This is a genomic window from Mucilaginibacter pineti (assembly GCF_900101875.1).
GTDB lineage: Bacteria > Bacteroidota > Bacteroidia > Sphingobacteriales > Sphingobacteriaceae > Mucilaginibacter > Mucilaginibacter pineti.
This window is the reverse complement of sequence record NZ_FNAI01000001.1, coordinates 1,003,136-1,024,732: the sequence shown is the minus strand read 5'-3', so window position 1 is coordinate 1,024,732 and position 21,597 is coordinate 1,003,136. Positions and strand designations below refer to the sequence as shown.

25 protein-coding genes are annotated in these 21,597 nt (G+C 42.4%); 11 read left to right on the top strand and 14 right to left on the bottom strand.

Going from position 1 to position 21,597, the window contains the following annotated elements:
- The first annotated feature begins 48 nt into the window (after positions 1-48).
- Positions 49-519 carry an Lrp/AsnC family transcriptional regulator gene (locus tag BLS59_RS04100; protein ID WP_091144699.1) on the top strand — a complete coding sequence of 157 codons (471 nt, stop codon included), beginning with the start codon at positions 49-51 and terminating at the stop codon, positions 517-519.
- A gap of 144 nt (positions 520-663) precedes the next feature.
- Here BLS59_RS04100 and ung read toward each other — a convergent pair whose 3' ends face one another.
- Positions 664-1,341 (bottom strand): uracil-DNA glycosylase, encoded by a 678-nt coding sequence (gene ung / locus BLS59_RS04095; protein WP_091144695.1) that lies wholly within the window; start codon positions 1,339-1,341, stop codon positions 664-666.
- Between the two features lie 72 nt (positions 1,342-1,413).
- Between ung and BLS59_RS04090 the strand changes: the two genes are divergently transcribed.
- Positions 1,414-1,962, top strand: coding sequence for a hypothetical protein (locus BLS59_RS04090; protein ID WP_091144691.1), 549 nt, complete (start codon positions 1,414-1,416; stop codon positions 1,960-1,962).
- Between the two features lie 140 nt (positions 1,963-2,102).
- On the opposite strand, the gene BLS59_RS04085 is transcribed toward BLS59_RS04090, so the two are convergent.
- The 4 genes from BLS59_RS04085 to BLS59_RS04070 all read right to left on the bottom strand — a co-directional run bounded on the left by BLS59_RS04085 (position 2,103) and on the right by BLS59_RS04070 (position 4,782).
- Entirely contained in the window at positions 2,103-2,318 is a 216-nt protein-coding gene (locus tag BLS59_RS04085; RefSeq protein WP_091144687.1) for a hypothetical protein, read from the bottom strand.
- Positions 2,319-2,579: 261 nt separating this feature from the next.
- Positions 2,580-2,906 (bottom strand): HesB/IscA family protein, encoded by a 327-nt coding sequence (locus tag BLS59_RS04080; RefSeq protein WP_091144685.1) that lies wholly within the window; start codon positions 2,904-2,906, stop codon positions 2,580-2,582.
- Positions 2,907-3,047: 141 nt separating this feature from the next.
- Positions 3,048-3,461, bottom strand: a complete 414-nt coding sequence (gene iscU / locus BLS59_RS04075) for a Fe-S cluster assembly scaffold IscU (protein ID WP_076378185.1) — start codon at positions 3,459-3,461, stop codon at positions 3,048-3,050.
- A gap of 109 nt (positions 3,462-3,570) precedes the next feature.
- Complete coding sequence (locus BLS59_RS04070) at positions 3,571-4,782, bottom strand: IscS subfamily cysteine desulfurase (RefSeq protein WP_091144683.1); 1,212 nt, start codon at positions 4,780-4,782, stop codon at positions 3,571-3,573.
- Between the two features lie 106 nt (positions 4,783-4,888).
- Between BLS59_RS04070 and mce the strand changes: the two genes are divergently transcribed.
- From mce to prmA, 6 genes are all read left to right on the top strand, one after another.
- Positions 4,889-5,311, top strand: coding sequence for a methylmalonyl-CoA epimerase (mce, locus tag BLS59_RS04065; protein WP_091144681.1), 423 nt, complete (start codon positions 4,889-4,891; stop codon positions 5,309-5,311).
- 676 nt (positions 5,312-5,987) lie between these two features.
- Complete coding sequence (locus BLS59_RS04060; RefSeq protein WP_091144679.1) at positions 5,988-6,236, top strand: type B 50S ribosomal protein L31; 249 nt, start codon at positions 5,988-5,990, stop codon at positions 6,234-6,236.
- A 66-nt stretch (positions 6,237-6,302) separates the two neighbouring features.
- The gene (locus tag BLS59_RS04055; RefSeq protein ID WP_091144677.1) at positions 6,303-7,487 is read left to right on the top strand and encodes a GlmU family protein; all 1,185 of its coding nucleotides are present in this window, start codon (positions 6,303-6,305) and stop codon (positions 7,485-7,487) included.
- Between the two features lie 131 nt (positions 7,488-7,618).
- Positions 7,619-8,383, top strand: coding sequence for a triose-phosphate isomerase (gene tpiA, locus BLS59_RS04050; protein WP_091144675.1), 765 nt, complete (start codon positions 7,619-7,621; stop codon positions 8,381-8,383).
- A gap of 287 nt (positions 8,384-8,670) precedes the next feature.
- A complete protein-coding gene (locus BLS59_RS04045; protein WP_091144673.1) occupies positions 8,671-9,156 on the top strand; it encodes a hypothetical protein in 486 nt (161 codons plus the stop codon).
- Between the two features lie 70 nt (positions 9,157-9,226).
- Positions 9,227-10,063, top strand: coding sequence for a 50S ribosomal protein L11 methyltransferase (gene prmA / locus BLS59_RS04040; RefSeq protein WP_091144669.1), 837 nt, complete (start codon positions 9,227-9,229; stop codon positions 10,061-10,063).
- A gap of 424 nt (positions 10,064-10,487) precedes the next feature.
- On the opposite strand, the gene BLS59_RS04035 is transcribed toward prmA, so the two are convergent.
- Both BLS59_RS04035 and BLS59_RS04030 read right to left on the bottom strand, forming a co-directional pair.
- Positions 10,488-11,132 carry an NAD(P)-dependent oxidoreductase gene (locus BLS59_RS04035; protein WP_205411171.1) on the bottom strand — a complete coding sequence of 215 codons (645 nt, stop codon included), beginning with the start codon at positions 11,130-11,132 and terminating at the stop codon, positions 10,488-10,490.
- Positions 11,133-11,184: 52 nt separating this feature from the next.
- Complete coding sequence (locus BLS59_RS04030) at positions 11,185-11,592, bottom strand: Rrf2 family transcriptional regulator (RefSeq protein ID WP_091144664.1); 408 nt, start codon at positions 11,590-11,592, stop codon at positions 11,185-11,187.
- Between the two features lie 315 nt (positions 11,593-11,907).
- On the opposite strand from BLS59_RS04030, the gene BLS59_RS04025 reads away from it, so the two are divergent.
- Positions 11,908-12,249, top strand: coding sequence for a helix-turn-helix domain-containing protein (locus tag BLS59_RS04025; RefSeq protein WP_076378169.1), 342 nt, complete (start codon positions 11,908-11,910; stop codon positions 12,247-12,249).
- Between the two features lie 28 nt (positions 12,250-12,277).
- On the opposite strand, the gene BLS59_RS04020 is transcribed toward BLS59_RS04025, so the two are convergent.
- The 4 genes from BLS59_RS04020 to mqnC all read right to left on the bottom strand — a co-directional run bounded on the left by BLS59_RS04020 (position 12,278) and on the right by mqnC (position 15,644).
- Entirely contained in the window at positions 12,278-13,396 is a 1,119-nt protein-coding gene (locus BLS59_RS04020) for an N-acetyltransferase (RefSeq protein WP_091144662.1), read from the bottom strand.
- A 75-nt stretch (positions 13,397-13,471) separates the two neighbouring features.
- A complete protein-coding gene (locus BLS59_RS04015) occupies positions 13,472-13,666 on the bottom strand; it encodes a hypothetical protein (RefSeq protein WP_091144660.1) in 195 nt (64 codons plus the stop codon).
- Between the two features lie 141 nt (positions 13,667-13,807).
- Positions 13,808-14,359, bottom strand: coding sequence for an SMC-Scp complex subunit ScpB (scpB, locus tag BLS59_RS04010; RefSeq protein ID WP_091144658.1), 552 nt, complete (start codon positions 14,357-14,359; stop codon positions 13,808-13,810).
- Positions 14,360-14,519: 160 nt separating this feature from the next.
- Entirely contained in the window at positions 14,520-15,644 is a 1,125-nt protein-coding gene (mqnC, locus tag BLS59_RS04005) for a cyclic dehypoxanthinyl futalosine synthase (protein WP_091144656.1), read from the bottom strand.
- Between the two features lie 362 nt (positions 15,645-16,006).
- On the opposite strand from mqnC, the gene BLS59_RS04000 reads away from it, so the two are divergent.
- Positions 16,007-16,570 (top strand): C40 family peptidase, encoded by a 564-nt coding sequence (locus BLS59_RS04000; protein WP_091144654.1) that lies wholly within the window; start codon positions 16,007-16,009, stop codon positions 16,568-16,570.
- A gap of 174 nt (positions 16,571-16,744) precedes the next feature.
- Here BLS59_RS04000 and BLS59_RS03995 read toward each other — a convergent pair whose 3' ends face one another.
- Positions 16,745-17,506 carry a TMEM175 family protein gene (locus BLS59_RS03995; RefSeq protein WP_091144652.1) on the bottom strand — a complete coding sequence of 254 codons (762 nt, stop codon included), beginning with the start codon at positions 17,504-17,506 and terminating at the stop codon, positions 16,745-16,747.
- Positions 17,507-17,546: 40 nt separating this feature from the next.
- Between BLS59_RS03995 and BLS59_RS32435 the strand changes: the two genes are divergently transcribed.
- Entirely contained in the window at positions 17,547-17,675 is a 129-nt protein-coding gene (locus BLS59_RS32435; RefSeq protein WP_262492932.1) for a hypothetical protein, read from the top strand.
- On the opposite strand, the gene BLS59_RS03990 is transcribed toward BLS59_RS32435, so the two are convergent.
- Both BLS59_RS03990 and BLS59_RS03985 read right to left on the bottom strand, forming a co-directional pair.
- Entirely contained in the window at positions 17,662-19,572 is a 1,911-nt protein-coding gene (locus BLS59_RS03990) for a DUF3857 domain-containing protein (protein WP_091144649.1), read from the bottom strand. The two genes, BLS59_RS32435 and BLS59_RS03990, sit on opposite strands and share 14 nt — an antisense overlap.
- Positions 19,572-21,545: a DUF3857 domain-containing protein gene (locus BLS59_RS03985; protein WP_091144646.1), complete on the bottom strand. Its 1,974-nt coding sequence runs from the start codon at positions 21,543-21,545 to the stop codon at positions 19,572-19,574. The genes BLS59_RS03990 and BLS59_RS03985 overlap by 1 nt, the downstream gene beginning before the upstream one ends.
- Between the last annotated feature and the right edge of the window lie 52 nt (positions 21,546-21,597).

The window sequence follows — 21,597 nt, the reverse complement described above, 5'->3', positions numbered from 1 at the left end:
AGAAATATAATTTTGTGTAAATGGGATTATATTATATTTGCATGTACTATGGCTGCTGAATTAGATAAAATAGACCTACAGATACTTAAGATTTTACAGGAAAACGGAAGGATAACTAACCTTCAACTTTCTAACGAGATTGGGCTTTCGCCGGCACCAACGCTGGAGCGTGTGCGCAAGCTGGAAAACGCGGAATACATAAAGAGCTATCATGCGCTGGTTGACGAAGAAAAACTTGGCTTGGGCATTAAAACCTTTATCCAAATTTCTTTAGATTTTCACCAGAAAAACACCATTCAAACATTCTTGGATGAGATACAAACGATAAAGGAAATTACCGAGTGCCACCACGTAACCGGCCAGTGCGATTTTTTACTTAAAGTTTACGTGCGCGACATCAAATCATACGAACAACTGATCATGGAGAAAATTAGCCGCATTACCGTGGTAAAAACCTTCCAAACCATGATGATCATGTCTACCAGTAAAAAAGAACCGATAGTACCGCTGGAGTATTAAGGTTGGATGTGCAGATATGCAGATTTCAGATGTGCAAATGAGCTTCAATAGGCTGATTTGCACATTTTTTGTTTAGTATCGGCAGATCCGAATCCTGAACATTTATTTTTCATCTGCACATCTGCACATTTGAAATTTGCACATCTAATGAATCTGCCAGTCAATTTCCTTTTTACCTTCTTTCTTTAAAATTTCGTTTGTTTTTGAGAATGGCTTGCTGCCGAAAAATCCCCTGTCGGCAGAGAAGGGGGAGGGGTGAGGCGATTTGAGGATGAAATGCTTTTTCTCATCTATAAGCACCGCTTTCGACTGCGCAAAGGCTCCCCACAGGATAAATACAATACCTTCCTTTTTATCAGAGATAGTTTTTATCACCTCGTCGGTAAATTCTTCCCAGCCTCTTTTTTGATGCGATCCCGGCGTACTTGCCCTTACGGTTAACGTGGCGTTAAGCAGTAATACGCCCTGTGCGGCCCATTCTTCCAGGTTGCCGTGCGTAGGTACCTTATAGCCCGGGATATCGGTTTGCAGTTCTTTATAGATATTCATGAGCGAGCGGGGAACGGCTATGCCCTTTTGTACCGAAAAGGAAAGCCCGTGGGCCTGGTGCGCACCGTGATAGGGATCCTGCCCAAGTATTACCACTTTTACATCATTAAAGTGGGTGGTGTTAAAAGCATTAAAAATATCACTGTTTTTTGGGTAAACTATTTGGCCTTGTTCCTTCTCGGTTTGTAAAAATTGTTTCAGTTTTACCATGTAATCCTTGCCAAATTCATTGCCTAAAACTTCAAGCCATGACGGATCTAATGAGTTTGCCATAAATATTAATATAGATGTTGGTTAAGCGTACAAATAAACAGATATTTGCGCTTAATATATAGTAAAGAAATTATGTCAAATATTGTTCGGTTAATTGTTGCGTGTGTGTTGTTTGGTGCTGCCGTTGCACTTTGCGCCTTTGGCTTTTGGGGCTGGGGAATTTTATCACTGCTGTTTGGCGGTATTGTATTGCTAAGCTTTTTCTTTAACGAAAACATGATCATAGCGCAGTACTTTTTGCGTAAAGATAATCAGGCTAAAGCCGAGGAGTGGTTGTATAAAATAACTGATTATGAAAAACAACTGCACAAAAATCAACATGGTTATTATAACCTGTTGATAGGTTTGATAGAATCGCGCAAGGCGCCGATGAAATCAGAAAAATACTTTAAAAAGGCATTGTCGTTGGGTATGAAAATGTCGCATAACACGGCGCTGGCTAAGTTGAGTCTTGCGGGGATCTCTATGGCAAAACGCAACAAACGCGAAGCACAGATGTACCTGTCTGAAGCCGCCAAAGATGATAAGAACAAACTACTTGCCGATCAGATAAAGATGATGAAAGGCCAGTTGGCCCAAATGGATAAGCAAGTAGTAAAAGGCGGATATCGCCAGTTTTAAGACTTTGGAACAAGGGGACTTTTAGACTCTTTGGACAAAGGATAAAAGACTTTATGAATAGAAGATTCCCTGGGATAAATTTCGAGAATAGAAGAAAAGGAAAAGAAAAAAATAAAAGGGGCCCAAAAATTGGGTCCCTTTTATTTTTCGTCGATGGCGCTAAAGTAGTCTGCAGTGGCCGAGTGGTTTTGATAGGGGTGATGTACAGCATCGCTGTAAGTGTAGTCGCTATCTTCGGTTGGGTTAGACACTTCAACCATCTTTAATAAACTCCTGATGAACGACAGGTTGAAATTACTCCTGTTTAGTTTTATCAGGTACTCGTTTTCGGTGATTTCAAGAATTGAATTTGTCATAACATTTGTTATAGTTGTTTATTGCAAGTATAACCAACATAGTTAAAAGCAAAGTTGTATTTGCTTTATGCTTTCATTAACAAATTGTTATGGGAGAAGGTATTCTAATGTAGAGACGCAATATTTTGCGTCTAAGGCTATGCAGAACCCTTTGCAGATTGATTTGCAAGGGGGAAACGCAAAATATTGCGTCTCTACGGAAAAAGAAAAGAGGCTGCCTCGCTTTTGAGACAGCCTCTTCTTGTATATCGCGTAAATTTTTTATACGGAGAAACTTTCGCCGCAGCCGCAGGTGCGACTGGCGTTGGGGTTGTGAAAGTTGAAGCCTTTGCCGTTAAGTCCGTCAGAAAAATCAAGTTCGGTACCGGCAAGGTACAGGAACGATTTCATATCCAACGCCATCCTAACGCCCTGGTCTTCAAAAAACTGGTCGCCCTTTTTTTCTTCGTTATCAAAATCAAGGTTGTATGATAAGCCGGAGCAACCACCACCCTGCACAGAAACCCGCAGAAAATAAGAGGCATCAAGCCCGCCATCCTGCATGAGGTGTTCTATTTTACTTTTTGCTTTATCAGTTACAGTTACCATTTCTTCTTAGATGTGAGATATGAGATTTGAGATATGAGGCAAAAGCCTTAATCTCCACTCAATCTTTTAAACAACTTACCATTTAAAGATCTGCATCAGATATGAAATCTCAAATCTCATATCTAACATCTCAAATCTAAATTAATGGTGTACTTTTTCGCTTTCAATTGGCGCTAAGCCGTTTTTAACGCGGAAATCATTAATAGCCGCTTTAATAGCGTCCTCTGCTAAAACCGAGCAGTGGATCTTTACCGGTGGCAATGCAAGCTCTTCAACGATATCCATGTTGTCTATCTTCATGGCATCGTCGATGCTTTTACCTTTTAACCACTCGGTAGCTAATGATGATGACGCGATTGCAGAACCGCATCCGAAAGTTTTAAATTTTGCATCGGTGATAACATTGTTATCATCAACCTGTATCTGCAGGCGCATTACGTCGCCGCACTCAGGCGCACCAACTAAGCCGGTACCTACTTTGTGGCTGCTTTTATCCAAAGTGCCCACATTGCGGGGGTTAGTGTAGTGATCGATTACTTTATCTGAATATGCCATTTTTTTTATTTTTATATTGGTTAAGGAAAATCCTAAACTCTAATTTCTAAATTCTAAAAAGATGCCAGGGTTTGAGTCTCAAATCTCATATCTAACATCTCAAATCTTATTAATGTTCTGCCCACTCAATTGAGTTAAGGTCGATGCCTTCTTTAAACATTTCCCAAAGCGGTGAAAGTTCGCGCAGGTGGGTAACCGCTTTAAGGGTTACTGCAACAGCATAATCAACTTCTTCTTCGGTAGTAAAGCGGCCTAAACCAAAACGGATAGATGAATGTGCCAGGTCGTCTGATAAACCTAAGCTTTTCAGTACGTATGATGGCTCCAACGATGCCGAAGTACAAGCAGATCCTGACGATACTGCAAGGTCTTTCATGGCCATCATTAAGCCTTCGCCTTCAACATATTTGAAAGAGATATTGGCAACATGCGGTAAGCGGTGTTCAACGTTTCCGTTTACGTAGCTTTCTTCCAGTACGGTTAACGCTTTTTCCAATTTATCGCGCAAAGCTGATAAACGTTTTGCTTCGCTTTCCATTTCTAAACCGCAAAGTTCGCAGGCTTTACCCAGGCCAACAATACCCGGTACGTTTAATGTGCCAGAGCGCATACCGCGTTCGTGACCGCCACCGTCCATTTGGGCGGTAACTTTAACGCGTGGTCCTTTACGGCGTACGTATAAAGCGCCAACACCTTTAGGCCCGTATATTTTATGTGCCGATAATGCTAAAAGGTCAATACCATCAGCATTAACATCAACAGGTATTTTACCAACTGCCTGTACAGCATCTGTCATGAACAGGGCGCCGTATTTGTGGGCAATTGCCGATATTTCTTTTATAGGCTGAATAACACCAATTTCGTTGTTGCCATACATTACCGATACCAGAATGGTTTCTGGCGTCATGGCTGCTTCTAATACAGCCAGGTCAACCAGGCCATCTTCCTTAACCGGAAGGTAGGTAACTTTGCCACCCAATTTTTCAACGTGCTTGCAAGCGTCAAGTACTGCTTTATGCTCGGTAACAGTTGTTATAATGTGGTTGCCTTTTTCTTTATACATTTCAAACACGCCTTTAATAGCAAGGTTGTCTGACTCAGTAGCGCCTGAAGTAAAAATAATTTCTTTATCAGTTGCACCTATTAATTTGGCAACCTGCTCGCGTGCATAGTCAACACCTTCTTCGGCCACCCATCCAAAAGGATGGTTACGGCTGGCGGCATTACCAAATTTCTCGTTGAAATAGGGTAACATAGCCTCCAGAACCCGTGGGTCCATAGGTGTTGTTGCGTTGTTATCTAAATAAATTGGGATATTCATATACTAAAATATATTAACATCACAAAGATACGCAAGTTTTTATTGAATTGTAGTTAAAAGCATACGTAATTTAATAAAGCTGACTATTAATTTACAATATTTGGACATGAATAAAGTGGAGCACATTGGTATTGCCGTAACCGATATTAAAATAGCGAGCCTTATCTACGAAAAATTGCTGAATACACCGGTTTATAAAACCGAAAGAGTGGCCCGGGAGGGCGTTCAAACCGCTTTTCTGCAGGCAGGTCCCAATAAAATAGAGCTGCTGCAAGCCCTTGACGACGATAGCCCCATAGCCAAATTCATAGCCAAAAAAGGGGAGGGCATTCACCACATTGCCTTTGATGTAACCGATATTGTTGCCGAAATGGCACGCCTTAAAAACCAAGGTTTTGTACTGTTAAGTGACGAACCCAAACGCGGGGCCGATAACAAACTGGTGTGCTTTATTCATCCGAAAAGTGCTAATGGTGTGCTGATTGAGTTGTGCCAGGAGGCCCCCCGGCCCCCTGAAGGGGGAGTGTGAAAATCTTGTAGTGGGTAATGTAAGTCGAAATTTTATATAAAAAGTTTGTCATTTCGAAAGAGCAAGCATTGGCACTGGCGTGGGGGCGAAAGAGAAATCTTCAACGAAATACTGAGTCCAATTGCATATCGAAGAAGATTTTTCGCTATCGCTCAAGAGATAGTTTCTCCTCGTTCCTCGTTCGAAATGACATGGTTTTATTCCCCCGCGTTAGTGATAGCAGCGGATACCGGGCAATGTCATTAAGTTAAGGAATAATAACTAAAAAGTTTGTCATTTCGATACGAGGTACGAGTGAGAAATCTTATACATATCGGCGGAAACCTTGCAAAACGTATAAGATTTCTCCCGTTGGTCGAAATGACAAAATCCTTAACTTAATGACATTGGGATACCGGCCACGAGCCTAAGGCCGGTGCAGTATAAGCGGATAGCACGGGCCGCAGGCAACGCCCAATTAAAATTTTTAGATTGCAGTTGGCAGTTATCGTTAGTGTATCACTATTGTATAACTGTCTGCTGCTCAATGTATACTGCAAACTTCCCCGCGCCCCGCACCCCGATCGCCGCACCCAATCCCTCCCCCAAATAAAACTTTTTAATTTTCGCTTTTTAATTTTGACTTTTATTATTACATTTGCCCCTCTTTTAGAAGAGAAGAAAAAGTTAATATATAATGAAAAAAGATCTGCATCCATCAAACTATAGATTAGTTGTATTTAAAGATATGTCAAACGACTATTCTTTCATGACTAAATCATGCATCGATACCCGTGAATCCATTAAATGGGAAGACGGTAACGAGTATCCATTGATCAAATTAGAAATTTCGCATACTTCGCACCCTTTCTACACCGGTAAAATGAAACTGGTTGATACTGCAGGTCGTATCGATAAATTCCGTACACGTTACAACAAGAAATAATTGCTTGTTTAATTAAATATTTACAAGTCTCCCGACGTATCGGGGGACTTTTTTTATTTTTGCGCCATGTCTATTATTCTTTTCGACGATAACGCACACCAAACCCTGCTACCGCTTACCTATACCCGGCCTGTTGCCGATTTGCGCATAGGTATTCTTACCATAGCCGAGAAGTGGGCCAAATATTTAAACAGTACTACATCTTTTCATACCCTTGATTATTTACAGGCCAAGTTCCCTGTAAAAATTGAGGCCGATAACCTGTTCATAAACGGCGCCGTTTGCCCCGATGATAATCTGCTGGAAGCCATTGACAAACTGCAAACCGGCCAGGCCCTGAAATATAACGATCAGCTGCTTGCCGTTAAGCTTAACGCCACTGATGCGCAAAGCTTTAATACCGGGGCAGATTTTGACAGTGTTATAAACTACACTAACCCGTTTGTGGCTATCACATACCCCGAAGATATTTTCAGGAAAAATGATATTGAGCTGCGTAAGGATTATGCATTGCTTACCAACGGCCGCACAAGTGCTGCCATAAGCGCCACGAATACCATTATTGGTGATGATTTTTTTGCCGAGGAAGGTGCCGTGGCCGAATGCTCGTCGTTCAATACTACTAACGGGCCTATCTACCTGTCGGCAAATACCGAGGTTTGGGAGGGAAGTCATATTCGCGGTCCGTTTGCTATATGCGAGCACTCGCAGGTAAAAATGGGGTCGAAGATTTATGGTGCTACCACTGTTGGCCCGTACTCGCGCGTGGGCGGCGAACTCAATAACGCGGTAATATGGGGCTATTCGTCAAAAGGGCATGAGGGTTACCTGGGTAACTCGGTGCTGGGCGAATGGTGCAACATTGGTGCCGACTCCAACAACTCCAACCTTAAAAATAATTACGCCGAGGTAAGGCTTTGGGACTATGCCACCCAGCGTTTCCGTAAAACCGGACTGCAATTTTGTGGCCTTATCATGGCCGACCACGCCAAATGCGGCATCAATACCATGTTCAATACCGGCTCGGTAGTGGGTGTGGGGGCAAATGTTTTTGGCTCAGGCTTCCCGCGTAATTACATAGCCGATTTTGCATGGGGCGGTGCGCAGGGCTTTGAAACCTATGCCATCAAAAAAATGATAGAAACTGCCGAAAAGGTTTTTGAACGCCGTGAGCACCGTGACTTTAACCAAACCGAACAGGATATATTAAAAAAAGTATTTGAATTAACAGACGAGTATCGTCGGTTTTAGAGAGGGTAGTAAGTGGTTGATTGGGTTTTGATGATCAAATAAATTCAATCAGCTATAATAAAAGAACCACTCACTTAATCAACCTATCAACTACTCACTAAACAAAACACAATCAACTTAAAATAAACACAATGAGAAAAAAAATTGTTGCCGGAAACTGGAAAATGAACCTTGATTACAATGAAGGCTTAGGTCTGTTTTCTGAGATCATCAACATGGTAAAAGATGAGGCAACCGGAACACAGGAAGCCGTTATTTGCAGTCCCTTCATACACCTGCATAGCCTTGTTCAGCTGGCAAAAGGTTACACTAAAGTAGCTGTAGGCGCACAAAACGCGCATCAGAATGAGTCTGGCGCTTACACCGGCGAGATCTCTGCAAAAATGATAAAATCGGTAGGCGCAGCTTACGTAATTTTGGGTCACTCAGAGCGTCGCCAGTATTTTGGCGAAACCAATGAGTTACTGGCTAAAAAAACCGATACCGCTTTAAAAAATGATCTCCGCCCTATATTTTGCATTGGCGAAACCTTACAGGAGCGCGAAGCAAATACCCACTTTGATATTATTAAAACACAGCTTGCCGAAGGCGTTTTTCATTTAGATGCGGAGCAATTTGCAAAGCTTGTATTGGCTTATGAGCCGGTTTGGGCCATTGGTACAGGCGTAACCGCATCATCGGCACAGGCGCAGGAAATTCACGAGTTTATCCGCAAGGAAATAGCTGCTAAATACAGCCAGGAAGTTGCCGATGCTACAACCATCCTTTACGGCGGTAGCTGCAACCCTAAGAACGCTGCCGAACTATTTGCCTGCCCGGATATTGATGGCGGCCTTATAGGTGGTGCTTCCCTGAAATCGCGTGATTTTGTGGATATCTTGAAAACGTTTAATTAATTAGATGTGAGTATTGAGATATGAGTATTGAGATTTTTGATACTTGTATTTCATCCTTGTTTAATTATGCAATGATGGGTCATGCTGAGCTTGTCGAAGCATCGCGGGTAAAGGCCTCTGCGCTCAACCCTTCGACAAGCTCAGGGTGACAGCCCTCTTACTTATATCTTTTACGAAATCAAAAATGAGATACCCGTATCTCATTTTTGATTTAAAACAGAACTTATTAAAAAACGTTAAATTTGGACGATGTATCTCACATCTCAAATCTAATATCTCAAATCTAAATGAAGCGGCTATTAAAAGTTCTTTTACCGGTTTTAATTGACTTCGGCATTTTTTGGGTGGTGGTACATTATAATACGCCCGTTCACCCCATGAAGCTGGATGCAATTGGTAACGGAAACCTGTATAGCTTAATGGCTTACTTTCACCTGTTTGGTTATTTGCTGCTGGTTGATGGCCTTTTAACCCAGCATCTCATTGTTGTGCCTCTGTGGGATAATTATGCGGTAAAAAGCCTTAAAGCGCGGTTTATAATAGGGGCCTGCATAGCTTTCGTTTGTTTTGCTTTCGCGGGTGGCCTCAGCTATCTGATTTGGGATCAGGCAGAGGGTAGAGGGCCGCTGATTAGTTTCTGGTGGTACATGGCCGAAATACAATTGGTTTACTGGGTGGTATCCTTCGTGGTGCTGTACCTTATCGACGGCGCAAAGTTTAAAAAGGCGGAAACGCCTGATAATCCCGAACCTGTATTGCAGGGGGAAGTATAGCGGGGAGTGTATCTCCAAATCAGCTTATGATTGTTCAGCCCCGCCGGGGATAACAAATTATTATAAAACAATGAACTACTACGAATTACTTTTTACCACCATACCTACCGAAGATTACCAGCAGGACCTGTTGATTAATGCCTTGGGCGAAATTGGTTTTGATACTTTTGAAGAGCTCGAACTTGGGTTTAAAGCCTACATTCCCGAAAGTGATTTTAATGAGGATGTACTTAAAGAGCAGCTTTTGCCTTACCAGGATATGTTTACCTTTAGTTACGAGATTACGCTCATTCCCCAGAAAAACTGGAACGAGGTGTGGGAAAGTAACTTTGAACCGATAGAGATCAGCGATAAAATATACGTACGTGCAACTTTCCATCCGGCAAAACCCGAGTTTCCTTACGAGATTGTGATAGACCCTAAAATGGCCTTTGGCACCGGGCACCATCAAACCACATCAATGATGCTGCAGCTAATGCTGGAGAATGATTTTAAAGCTAAAAATGTATTGGATATGGGCTGCGGCACCGGTATTTTGGCCATTATGGCCTCAAAGCTTGGCGCTGCAAGTGTTACCGCCATTGATTACGACCCGGTTTGCTATGATAGCACCATCGAAAATTCGGCATTAAATAATATAGATAATATCATCCCGCTTTGCGGATCAAAAGAGGTAATTCCGCAGGAACAGTATGATACCATTTTGGCCAACATCAACCGCAATATCCTTATCGACCAGATGGAACGCTACGCCGAGGCACTAAAACCCGATGGTGAGATCTATTTCAGCGGTTTCTACGAATCGCCCGATCTGGATATCATCACCGACGAAGCCCGTAAATACGGCCTCAAATACATCATCCATAAAAAAGATAAAGAGTGGGTAGCTGCTAAGTTTATAAAGTAAAGAGCCCTCCACTATTATTGTCATGCTGAGGTACGAAGCATCTAATCTGCGATTATACTTGCTCACGAATAGATCCTTTGTACCTCAGGATGACAAACTGATCCTATCACTCCGCCGTCGCTCGGCTCCGGCCCATAAGTGTTGGGAAGAGTAAAAGGTTGTCATTTCGATACGAGGAACGAGTGAGAAATCTTATTCGCTATGCTATTGGAGCTTTGCATTCCGTAGAAGATTTCTCTTTCACGCCATGCTTTTACCCACCCGAGCTCAATCGAAATGACAACCTTTTTATTAAAATTTAGTCTTCCCAACACTTATGGGTTGGAGCCGAGCGACGGCGGGATGCGACCAGCATAGTTTGCCACAAAAGTCGGCTAACAGATGCTTCGTACCTCAGCATGACAACGGGGAGAAGGGGCTGGGCTTAATACCCTACAGTAAACCTTCTTTTTACAAACGCGTTGTTTTCCAGTTCGTTTATAATGGCTACGGCTAAATCTTCAACGCTAATTTCGTGGTTACCTTTTTCATCAAACAGTGGTTCTTCGGTTCCTAAACGGAAAGTGCCGGTGCGCTGGCCAGGGTGCAGGTTAATAGCCGGACTTAAAAATGTCCAATCAAGCTCAGTTTCTTTCTTAAGTTCGTTAAGATAATCACGGGCAGCGGTAGCGCCTGCCTTCCATTCAGCCGGGAACTGCGGCGAATCAACCAATTGTACACCCGGGGCCACAAATAAACTACCCGCACCGCCAATTACCAGCAAACGCTTAACGCCCGATTGTTTAACGGCAGCCTGTATAGCTTCAGATCCTTTAAGGAAAGCATTGTACAGGTCGGGGTTTGTCCAGCCGGCATTGAATGCATTAACTACAGCATCATGGCCTTTAAGTATTTCGGCCAGCTTGTCGGTATCCAGTACATCTGCAGCTACAAGTGTAAGCTTGTCGTTAGTTGTTTCAATTTTTTGCGGATCGCGTGCTATAGCGGTTACCTCGTAGCCGCGGCTTAATGCTTCGGTTAATACTGCTTTGCCCACAAAACCTGTGGCGCCAATTAGTGCTAATTTCATGATGTTTGTTTTTTAATGTAATTAAATATGTTACAGTTTGTTTTAAATTTTTTTATTCGAACTGATCGCTGAAAGCGGCCAGCGTGGTTTTGCTTAATTTATTTATGATGCTGGTATCAACCTCCAGTGCAAGGTTATTAAGGTGCCCGTTAATTTGTTTACCTACGGGGCAGGCAGGGTTGGGCATGTTTTTGGCCTGGCCCAATGCCGATTGATTTTTAACGGCCACATATACATCGGCCAGGGTTATTTGGTGCGCGGGTTTGCCTAAGCTATAGCCGCCATCTTTGCCTTCTTTACTTTCAATAAGGCCAAAACTGCGCAGGTTGCTGATCTCCTTACGTACCAGCACCGGGTTAATATTTATACTCCCCGCTATATAAGCCGACGATAATAATTCATCGGGCTGCTTACTAAGCAGGGTAAGTATGTGCATGGCTATTTGAAACTGACCGTTCATCTGTAATAAAATAAATTACAGTACAAAGGTAATAATAGATTTAAGTTTTCAAACACCTATTTTAAATTAAACAGGTCAAATTGCATTTAGATGATAATAATCTTGGTGGAAACAGGCTTAATTATGGGTTAATTACAGTCAAATTAAGGCTTAATTGGGTATTTAGTTGCCTAAAACACACCTCGTTACAGATTGTTTTGTTTGAATGTGCTTTTTAATAAAATATTATCCAAATTAGTTGATAATTAGCGTGATAATAAATATTATTGCAAAGGAATTAACTTTTGCGAAACCTTCACTATTATTCAGAATCACATGAAAACACTTGGAAAAAAAATCAGACTATTGCGTCATCAAAAAGGGTGGAGCCAGGAGGATGTTGCAAAGCGATTAGATATTTCCATTCCCGCATTTTCAAAAATTGAAACCGGGATTACAGATATTAATTTATCAAGACTTGAGCAAATAGCAACGTTGTTTGAAATGTCGGTAGTTCAGCTGCTTACATTTAACGATGCCGAACAGGATCAAAAATTTGTGAACGAGTTAGAAACCGTTAACAAACGCCTGATGGACCGCGAAACAGAAGTTATCGACCTGCAAAAAAAGGTTATTGAGTTGTTTGAAGAGCTTAGGCATTCAAAAGCTACAGCATAAAAAAAGCCCGGTTTAGCCGGGCTTTTTTTTAAAATATTTTACGCATTGTTAAATGCTTTTTGCCAAATGTAGCACCTACGGCTGCATGAATGGCAATCATTTTCTCATTAAAATCGCCCACCCAGGATAGTTCCAGCTCGTCATATTGCTTTAGGGGCAATACATATTCCTTAAGTTTTATAAATATTGCCGATTCAAGCCCGTGTTTCTGGTATTTTTGCTTGGTCCCCATTACAATGGCCCGCATGCGCGATACACCTTTCCAGCGGCGGTACACAAATTTAAGCTTACCTATCAGATTGAGTTTGCCATTTACCGTTTTTAGCATTTGGTTGGCATCGGGTAAAATAATAACAAAGGCAGCAGGCTCGTCATCAATGTAGGCAAACCAGATGAGTTTTTCGTCCATCAGGGGCTTCATTTTTTTAAAGCTTTCGGAGATGGTGGCGTGGGTTATGGGTACAAAGTTCTCAAAATCGCGCCAGGCATCATTGTAGATCTCGATAAAATCGGTCGCGAACGTTTCCATCTTCGCCACCTCAAAATGCCTGAAATCATACCCCGGCTTTTTGATAACCCAGTTGGCAATTTTGGTGAACCGCTCCGAGAAGGGTTTGTTTACATCAAGGTGGTTGGTAATTTGCTCATACTGGGTTTTAAAGCCATAATCCTCAAAAAATGCCCGGTAGTATGGAAAGTTATAGTTCATGCCATAGGATGGAGGTGTAAAACCCTCAACCAGCAGACCCCAGAAGTTATCGTTTTCGCCAAAGTTTATGGGGCCGTCCATAGCTTGCATGCCGTTGGCCTGCAGCCATTTCTTAGCGGTATCAAACAGCAGGTACGCAGCATCTTTATTATCAATACATTCAAAAAAGCCCATGCCGCCGGTTGGCTGCTCATAGTGGTAGGCTTTTTTGTTGTTAATGAAGGCCGCCACGCGGCCAATCACCTGGCCGCCATCGTTGGTAAGGATCCAGCGGGTACACTTGCCATCGTTATGGAAATTATTCTTAGCCGGATCAAACACCGCTTCAATATCATTATCAAGCGGGCAAACCCAGTTTTTATCATCCCTATAAAGAGTGCGGGCTACGTTTAGAAATGCTTTTTTTGATGCTTTATCTTTAACTTCTGTTATAACCATTGAGGGCTAAATATAAAAAAAAGCATTCAGGGCATGTGCTGAATGCTTTACAAATAGAATATGTTTCCTTAAATTTTAATAATCGTCGTCGTCGTCATCTTCAAACGAATCATAACCTCTGCCCAAGTCATCATCTAACGGGCCGTCAAAATCATCATCGTCATCCTCAACTTTTTTCTTCTTTGGGTCGATAATCAGATCATCGTCGTCATCATTTTCGTCTTCTGAATTATCGATCTTCTTAGTGGTCGGTTTTTTTGGCGCTCCCATTTGTAACGGATTTTATTTTTAAAACTTTATCAATATAAATTTAAATCAGTTTTTAAAAGTATCAAAATTTTGGCTACTTCAAATAACTAATTCAGTAGTAAAAATAATTAAAATCATTTTTATTAGAAATACATTTTAAAATTATTCTGCCTGTTCGCCAATGCTTGCAGAATTGCTTGTAAAATCCTTAATCTGAGGTAATTCCTGAATGTTGTTTATGCCAAAATAATCCATAAACAGGCCACTGGTACCATAAAGTATGGGTTTACCCACTGCTTCCGACTTCCCAATTATAGCTATCAGCTCTTTTTCCAGCAGTTTTTGGATAGAGTAATCGCAGTTTACGCCGCGAATTTGCTCCACATCGGTTTTGGTAACCGGTTGTTTGTACGCGATGATGGCAAGGGTTTCCAGCGCGGCCTGGCTCAGCTTTTTTTTGCTGCGCTGAATTTGCAGCAGGTTAATAACCGGGTGGTATTGTTTTTTGGTTAAAAACTGGTAGCCGTTGTTCACTTTTACCAATTCAATGGCCAGGCTATCGTGGTTGTATTTTTCCTGTATGGCAGCCAGACTTTGATTAACCTCATCGGCAGTATGATCGCGCTCAAAGGCAGCCTGCAAACAATACAGGATCTCTTCCATCCGTATACCCTGTTCCGACGCGAAAATTAATGCCTCTATGTATTGCTCCATTTTCTTCTGTGGTGTGTGATCTGAGGGCTGTGATCTGAGGTGTGTGGTCTGGTTTGTGTGTTCTGAGGGCTGTGATGTATGTGCCGATGGTAAATTCTTGAAGTGTATAACTTAACAATATACTCAAACCTCAGAACACACACCTCAGACCCCAGAAAACCTAATAATTAATAACCTGTTCTTCAATTTCTACGGGCACATCTCGCCAATCGTATTTTTGGGTGCGTAGCTGGGGTTCAAAGCCGGCTTCTTTTATGGAATCCTGGATGCCTTTGGCGGTAAACCTGTGCGGCGCACCTGCGGCAGATACTACGTTTTCTTCAATCATTATCGATCCAAAATCATTTGCGCCCGCGTGCAAACAAAGCTGTGCAACCTGCTTGCCAACGGTAAGCCATGATGCCTGTATGTTTTTTATATTGGGCAGCATAATGCGGCTCAGGGCTATCATACGAATGTATTCGTCGCCGGTTACGTTATTGGTGATACCACGCACTTTGCGTAAAAGCGTGCCATCATCCTGAAAAGGCCAGGGTATAAAGGCCACAAAGCCATACGCGCCTTCAGGTTTTTCGGCCTGTACCTCGCGAATCCATACCAGGTGCTCAAAACGTTCTTCGATGGTTTCTATATGGCCGAACATCATGGTGGCCGAGCTTGGCAGGTTAAGCTGGTGCGCCGCACGCATAACATCTAACCATTCTTTGCCGCCGCATTTACCTTTTGATATCAGGCGGCGAACACGGTCGTTCAGGATCTCGGCACCTGCACCGGGAAGTGAATCCAGTCCCGATTCTTTCATTGCTTTCAGCACATCGTAATGGCTCATGCTTTCCAGCTTGGCAACGTGCGCAATCTCCGGCGGACCTAAAGAGTGCAGTTTAAGCTTAGGATACAGCCGTTTCAATTCGCTGAACAGATCGGTATAAAACTTCAGCCCCAGATCCGGGTGATGGCCACCCTGCAGCAGGAGCTGATCGCCACCGTAGCGGAAAGTTTCCTCTATCTTCTTTTTATAAGTTTCAATATCGGTAATGTAGCTATCCTCATGACCAGGCCTGCGGAAAAAGTTACAGAACTTACAATTGGCTATACATACGTTGGTGGTGTTAACGTTACGGTCTATCTGCCAGGTAACCTTGCCATGCGGAACCTGCTTTTTACGCAGTTCGTTGGCGGTGTACATCAAATCGGCAGTGGAGGCGTTGTTATATAGATAAACCCCTTCATCCTGGGTTAAAAAATCAAACCGCAAAGCGCGTTGCAACAGATCGGCTGTGTTCATGTTAACAAAGATACGGACTTACGTTATTAATAGTTTAACAGGATGAACAAGATTGACAAATTAATGATTCAGATTTCAGATGTGCAGATTTCAGATGTGCAGATGATAAATTTCACATTGAGGAGTCGGATTAAAAGCCGGGCCTTGTGCTATTCCCCTCTTGAGAGGGGTGGAGGGGTGTGTTCTTGCCGACGAAACACACCCCCTGCCAGCGCTCAGTTCCGCCGCGTCCCCTCTCAAGAGGGGAATTGGAACATCCGTCATCATCTGCACATCTGAAATCTAAAATCTGCACATCCCACTTGTTGATATGTTAAAAAGATATCCCGCTATAATAATGCCTTAAATTATAAATTTACGGCATGAGTCAATATCGCTGCCTTTGTTATCTGTTCCTGTTATTTTTTGTGCCGATAGTATTAACCTCATGCCATAGCCGCAAGGCTGTGCTGCGTGGCGAGCCTGGTGAAGTGGTAAAACCTAACGGCGATATCGCCTCGAAATATTCGGAGATCATGGGGGTGAGCAGGGGGGATATTGAAAATGGCCGTTTATATGCTTTTATTGACCAATGGATGGGCACACCTTATAAGTTCGGCGGGCTGGATAAGGATGGCGTTGATTGCTCGGGCCTGGCGTTTTTATTGGAGCAGCAGGTGTACGGCATCACCATTCCAAGGATGACCAGCAAGCAGATAACAGTTATTAAACGCAAATACGAGGAAGACCTAAAAGAGGGCGACCTGGTTTTCTTTGATTTCGATGGTAAGCAATTTAGCCATGTGGGTGTATACCTGCAAAATGGCTATGTGGTACACGCCAGCTCAAGGCGTGGTGTCATCATCGTTAAACTGCGCGATCCATCGTTGTACAAATATTTTTCACGCGCTGGCTCGGTTAATGAACAGATTGGTGCGGTGAATTAGTCATTGGGTCATTGGTCATTAAGTCATTGAATTGCTGAAACAAATAAAAGGGTTGTCATTTCGAACGAGGTACAAGGAGAAATCTTCTACATTAAAGATATCGGATAAGTATAGTTCGTATACAAAGCTTTAGAAGATTCCTCCTTGTACCTCGTTCGGAATGACAAAATCTTATTATTCAGTATCCGTTTTGGTTTCTATCTTCTTCGCCTTTTTAACAGGTAACTTTTTCCTTTTTAGCGGGCCCAATAGCATTGTTATGAGCGGCTTATTAACGTTGTTGGGGTAGTAGCGTTTTTTTACCCTGCTGATAACTAAACCGTATAGCGCAAAGCCAAATACTATGTATATCATGTTTAATGAAAAATACATGATTATAATTACGGCTATACACAGTACGGGGAATGCAACATAATTCATGCGTTGTACCTTCCATTCTAAAATATTATCAAAGTCGGGCGAGTTGATGCAGAGCTTACTTTTATGTATGATAAGGTAGTGTACCATTACGGTTTGCACGAGCATTAATGATGCTATGATGCCAAAATAGAAGCTAAAGCCCCATGAAAGTTGTATGTCTTTTGAATTTATGGCGATTAGTGAAACCGAAAACGGGAATAGCGAGATAAAGAACAGGAACAGCAGGTTAATGATTATAAGCCCTTTATCGTAATTTTTTAAAATGCTGAACATGCGTAAATGCCCGTACCAGAAATTACCAATAAGCGAAAAACTAAGCACATAGGCTATAAACCGGGGCAGCAGATCTATAAACGCTTCCTTTATGTGTTTTGCATCGGCGTGGATAATGCTTTCGGGCAGTTTAATATCTATCACCATTATGGTTATAATAATGGCAAACACGGCATCGCTGAAAAGAATAACCCGCTCCAGCTGAAACTCGTGTTTTATTTCCTCTTCTTCCTTACTATTCATGGTGGCTTAAGTTAATTAAAATGAATAATTTTGCAATGTCATGCCCGATAAAAAAGAGGAATATTCATTCTGGACTAAGTACAAAAAGTTTGCCGGTACCGAAATTATGCTGTATCTGATCATGGTAGTTGGCATTATATTGGGCATCGTAATATTTAGTTACCTTTAATAAGAGTAATATTGCTGCTGTCGCTTTCCCAAACTGATTGATAGAAGGCTACCAATTCGGCATAAAGTTCCTTGTTATAATAACCGTCAATTACCTGCAGCTTGCGTTTGTATTTAAGCTGATTGCCCATCACCGTGGCCGATACCGAAAACTTACCGAACGGTTTGTTGATGGTGGTAGCTTCGGGCCGCATATCTACATGATAACCTGCAGGTAGCGTAAATGTAATCTCGTCATCATCGGTATAGCCCGTGTTTATATACATTTCGAAATGCCTGTTTCTTACCTCACGCGGAATGCGTTCAATACGGTTGCCGGTGTTGGGTAAAAAAATGATCTTATTGCCGTTTATTGATCCATAGTCCGGCGCCTCCAGCTTTATGGTTTCGGTAGTAACGGGCTGCAAACCCTTATCCTGCTGAAACGCGAACTTTTCAATATACATATTATTAATAGGATACTCTTTTTGCAGGCTTTTTACCTGCTCGGCCGGTGCTTCCTCAATAATATAATCTCGGTTATCATATTGCGTGCCCTTAAACTCGGTGTTCATTTGCCCGGTTATTTTACCGGTAGTATCCAGCACAAAGCTGGCCCTGCATTGCTGCAGGTTATACTGGGCGGTGTACTTTGGCGTATGCAGCAATTTGCCGCCGGTGGGGGTACAGGCCAGTACATAACGGTCGTCGGTAAAATCGCTCAGGAAACCAAAGGGGATCTTTTGGCTGGTACACTCTAAAAATGTAGTGTCGTTTTTAAATGGCAGGCACAAAATAACATGATCAAACTGGTTCATGCTGGCAAAATCAACCAGCGGACTTTTCTTTAACCTGCCGGCCTTTACAATACAGTAATACGAATCTATATCCACCGCCTTAAGCAGCGCCTGGGTATAATTAACCAGGGCCTTGCAATCGCCATAGTTTTGCTGGTCAACATCATCGGCCAAAAAGGGCTGAAAACCGCCAATACCCACCTGCACGCTTATATAGTGGGTTTTGCTTTGCATGTATTCGTAAATTTTTTTTGCCTTTAATTTAGGATCGGTAATACCTTCGGTAAGTTGCTTCATGTGGGCAACAGTAACCGGCGATATAGTTCGGCGGCTGGCCAGCAGGTTGTCATTTATCCATTTTCCCATCTCGTTCCAGTTACTGAACGAGCCGGACGTACCCAGGTATTGAAATTTTACCGGCGACACCTTCACCTTGCTCAAATATTTATCGGCACTGGGGCTGTAGGGTTCCTCTTTAATAGCCTTTAAATTATTTACTTCCCAGGTATACGTATCCTCGCCCTGTTTATTGGTGGCTATAACAACTTTTCCGGGCATATTAATTTCCTTGTACCTGATCTTAAAATCGGGCTTGCAGCTAAACGTGTACGAGCTTTTTTCAACCGCAACGCCTGCATCGTCATTAGCCTCCCAATCATCAAAAAACAGGGTTTGTTTTGATTTTATTTCGTACTCATACACAATGGTGTAGGGGTAATCGGTAATGGCGGGGTTAAAATGCCTGATCTTTGCATCATCAAATAAAGACGACTGCGTACCCAAATTCTGATCTTCAAAATCGCTTTCAGAGAATTTTGATACCTGCTTGCCAAATTGATTGTAAACCAATCCTTTAATGCTTTTAATTACCCGGTTCTTATCAAACCAAATGCCAATATGGGCAACGTCGTCGGCATTTTTATTTAAAATAGTAATGGCGGTTTTTATATGATAATAGGTGTTATCCAGGGATTTTACCTCCACATTTACCTGCTTGTTGCGCACCACGGCGCTGGCATAAGGCAGCAGGTCTTTTGATATGAGCGATACATCGTAATTTTCCTGCGCGCCTGCTCCCTTATACAAAACCAGGAATAATAGCAGTGTTAAAAATAGTTTCATTATTTTTTCTTAAACATCATGTCAGATTTTTCGGTAAGGATGATCTTGTTGAAAAGCTCCTTAAGGTACGGATATTCTTCTGACGAGTAAACCGCCTTGCTTAACCGCGTTATGTTCGAAAACGTAAAGCCGTTTTCCATGGGCTCAAAACTGGTGGCAAACATACCGCCGTTGTTTGGCATTTTAAAGGCCACCACCTGCGGCGGGGTTTCAATAGTATATCCGGCAGGCAGGTGCATGGTTAATATCAGACGAGTGTCTGACGGTACGCCCCAGTCAACAGGATAATCGCGCTCGGCCAGTTTAAAGGGATTGTTAGTTATCTTATCCCACAAAAACGGGTTAAAGGCCAAACGGTTATGATTCATGTTATCGTAGGCGTCAATTTCAATTTCATAAGTTTCGGCCAGGGGTAAATTAAGGCTGTCCAGGTTGCCTATTTTTGAGTTGATGATTTTTATTTTGGGCAATTTTTCGTCAAGATTTTCCACAAACTCATCAATTGAATTGAATTTTTTTATGGCCCTGCGCTCCTCATAAGCTTTATAGCCCGAGTAGTAGTTGGTAATGGTGCCCTTTAGTTTACCGTTATCAAGCAAGGTAAGGTCAAGCGACCGCGATTCGGATGTTTTTTGCATCGCATTCAAATCTATCCAGTACGATGGTTTGGTAAGACTAATTACCCGGCCTTTATCATTAAGGCAATTTCGCGGCAGCAAACCAAAAGCCAGCAATGGGTCGGTAGCATCAAGCAAATAGGTTTTATTGCCTATAACGGTTTTTATCACCACGTAGTTAAAATCACTCAGCACGGGGTATAGCGTATTTACATTGCCGTGCTCGCGGGTTGATAGTAAAACAGCGTCGGCATTTATGCCGGCAGCACCCAATGCCGCCGCAAGTGTAAGGTTAATATCGGGCACGCTGCCGGTATGATTTTCGTAAGCCTTCTTAATCCCGTCAGAACTGTAAATACCAATGTAATCGTTCCATTTAAACCATTTTTGCAGGTAAGCGTATATGGCCTGGGCTTTTTCAAGGGTGTCTGTTTTACCTGCAATAACTGCACCTATCCGGTCTTTCATCAATTCTTTACGTTTCAGCTGGCTGCCAAAATCCTCATTTATTCTTAGCTGGCGGTCAACGTCGCTCCACTCTTTTGTTACCTTGGTTCTTGCGCCGGTGTAGGGGTTGGTAAATTCAACAAGCTCAAAGTATATGGCCGATAAAAAGTTCTTTGGCGCGGTCATATAATCTTCAGTAATAAAGGCAGGGATATCATTCATACTGTATTTTATGAATGAACAATCGCATTTGGAGCCGCGCGATGAAAAGCACTCGCGTTCAATTTCCGACTCGGTATGGCTTAGTTTAAGCGAACCGCGTAATGATGCGTTAAAATTCCAGAAACCGGGAATATGTACCTGGTATTCTGACCGTACCTTGGGTATATCGTCCTGGAAATTCCACTTGCGGAAATTATCCCAATAAGGCGATGATAATCTGTAACTGAACTCAATAATACAACCCGGCCGCAGGGCGGGCAAAGCAAACTTCATGGTGCTTTGGTACTTGTAATCACGTACGGTAAATATTTTTTTAGGGTCCAGGGTTGCACTCTGCATCAGGCCATTATCATCGGTATAATAGGTAATGCCGGTAATGTCGGTAACTTCTTCTGAATTGTCGTCGCCATTATGTATCGGAATTTCGATGGTGCCATTACTGAGGCCTTTGGGGTCATATATTTTTATGCGGGCGCGGTAGTCGTAATTAAGGTGAATGCGGTCGTCGCTACCCATTTCAATTCTTGATACACCAAACTCATTTAAATATACCGCGTGTGCCGAAGTATCTTTATCGTATCTCTTAGCTTTAAGGTCGTCGGTATTAACGGTTGGCCATGCCGCCTGCGCCATTGTAAAATGCTGAACGCCAAGTACTGAAATTATTATTAGTAATATTTTCTTCATTTAATATTATGATAAAATAGGAAGGCATTAATTTAAATATAAAAGTGGTATA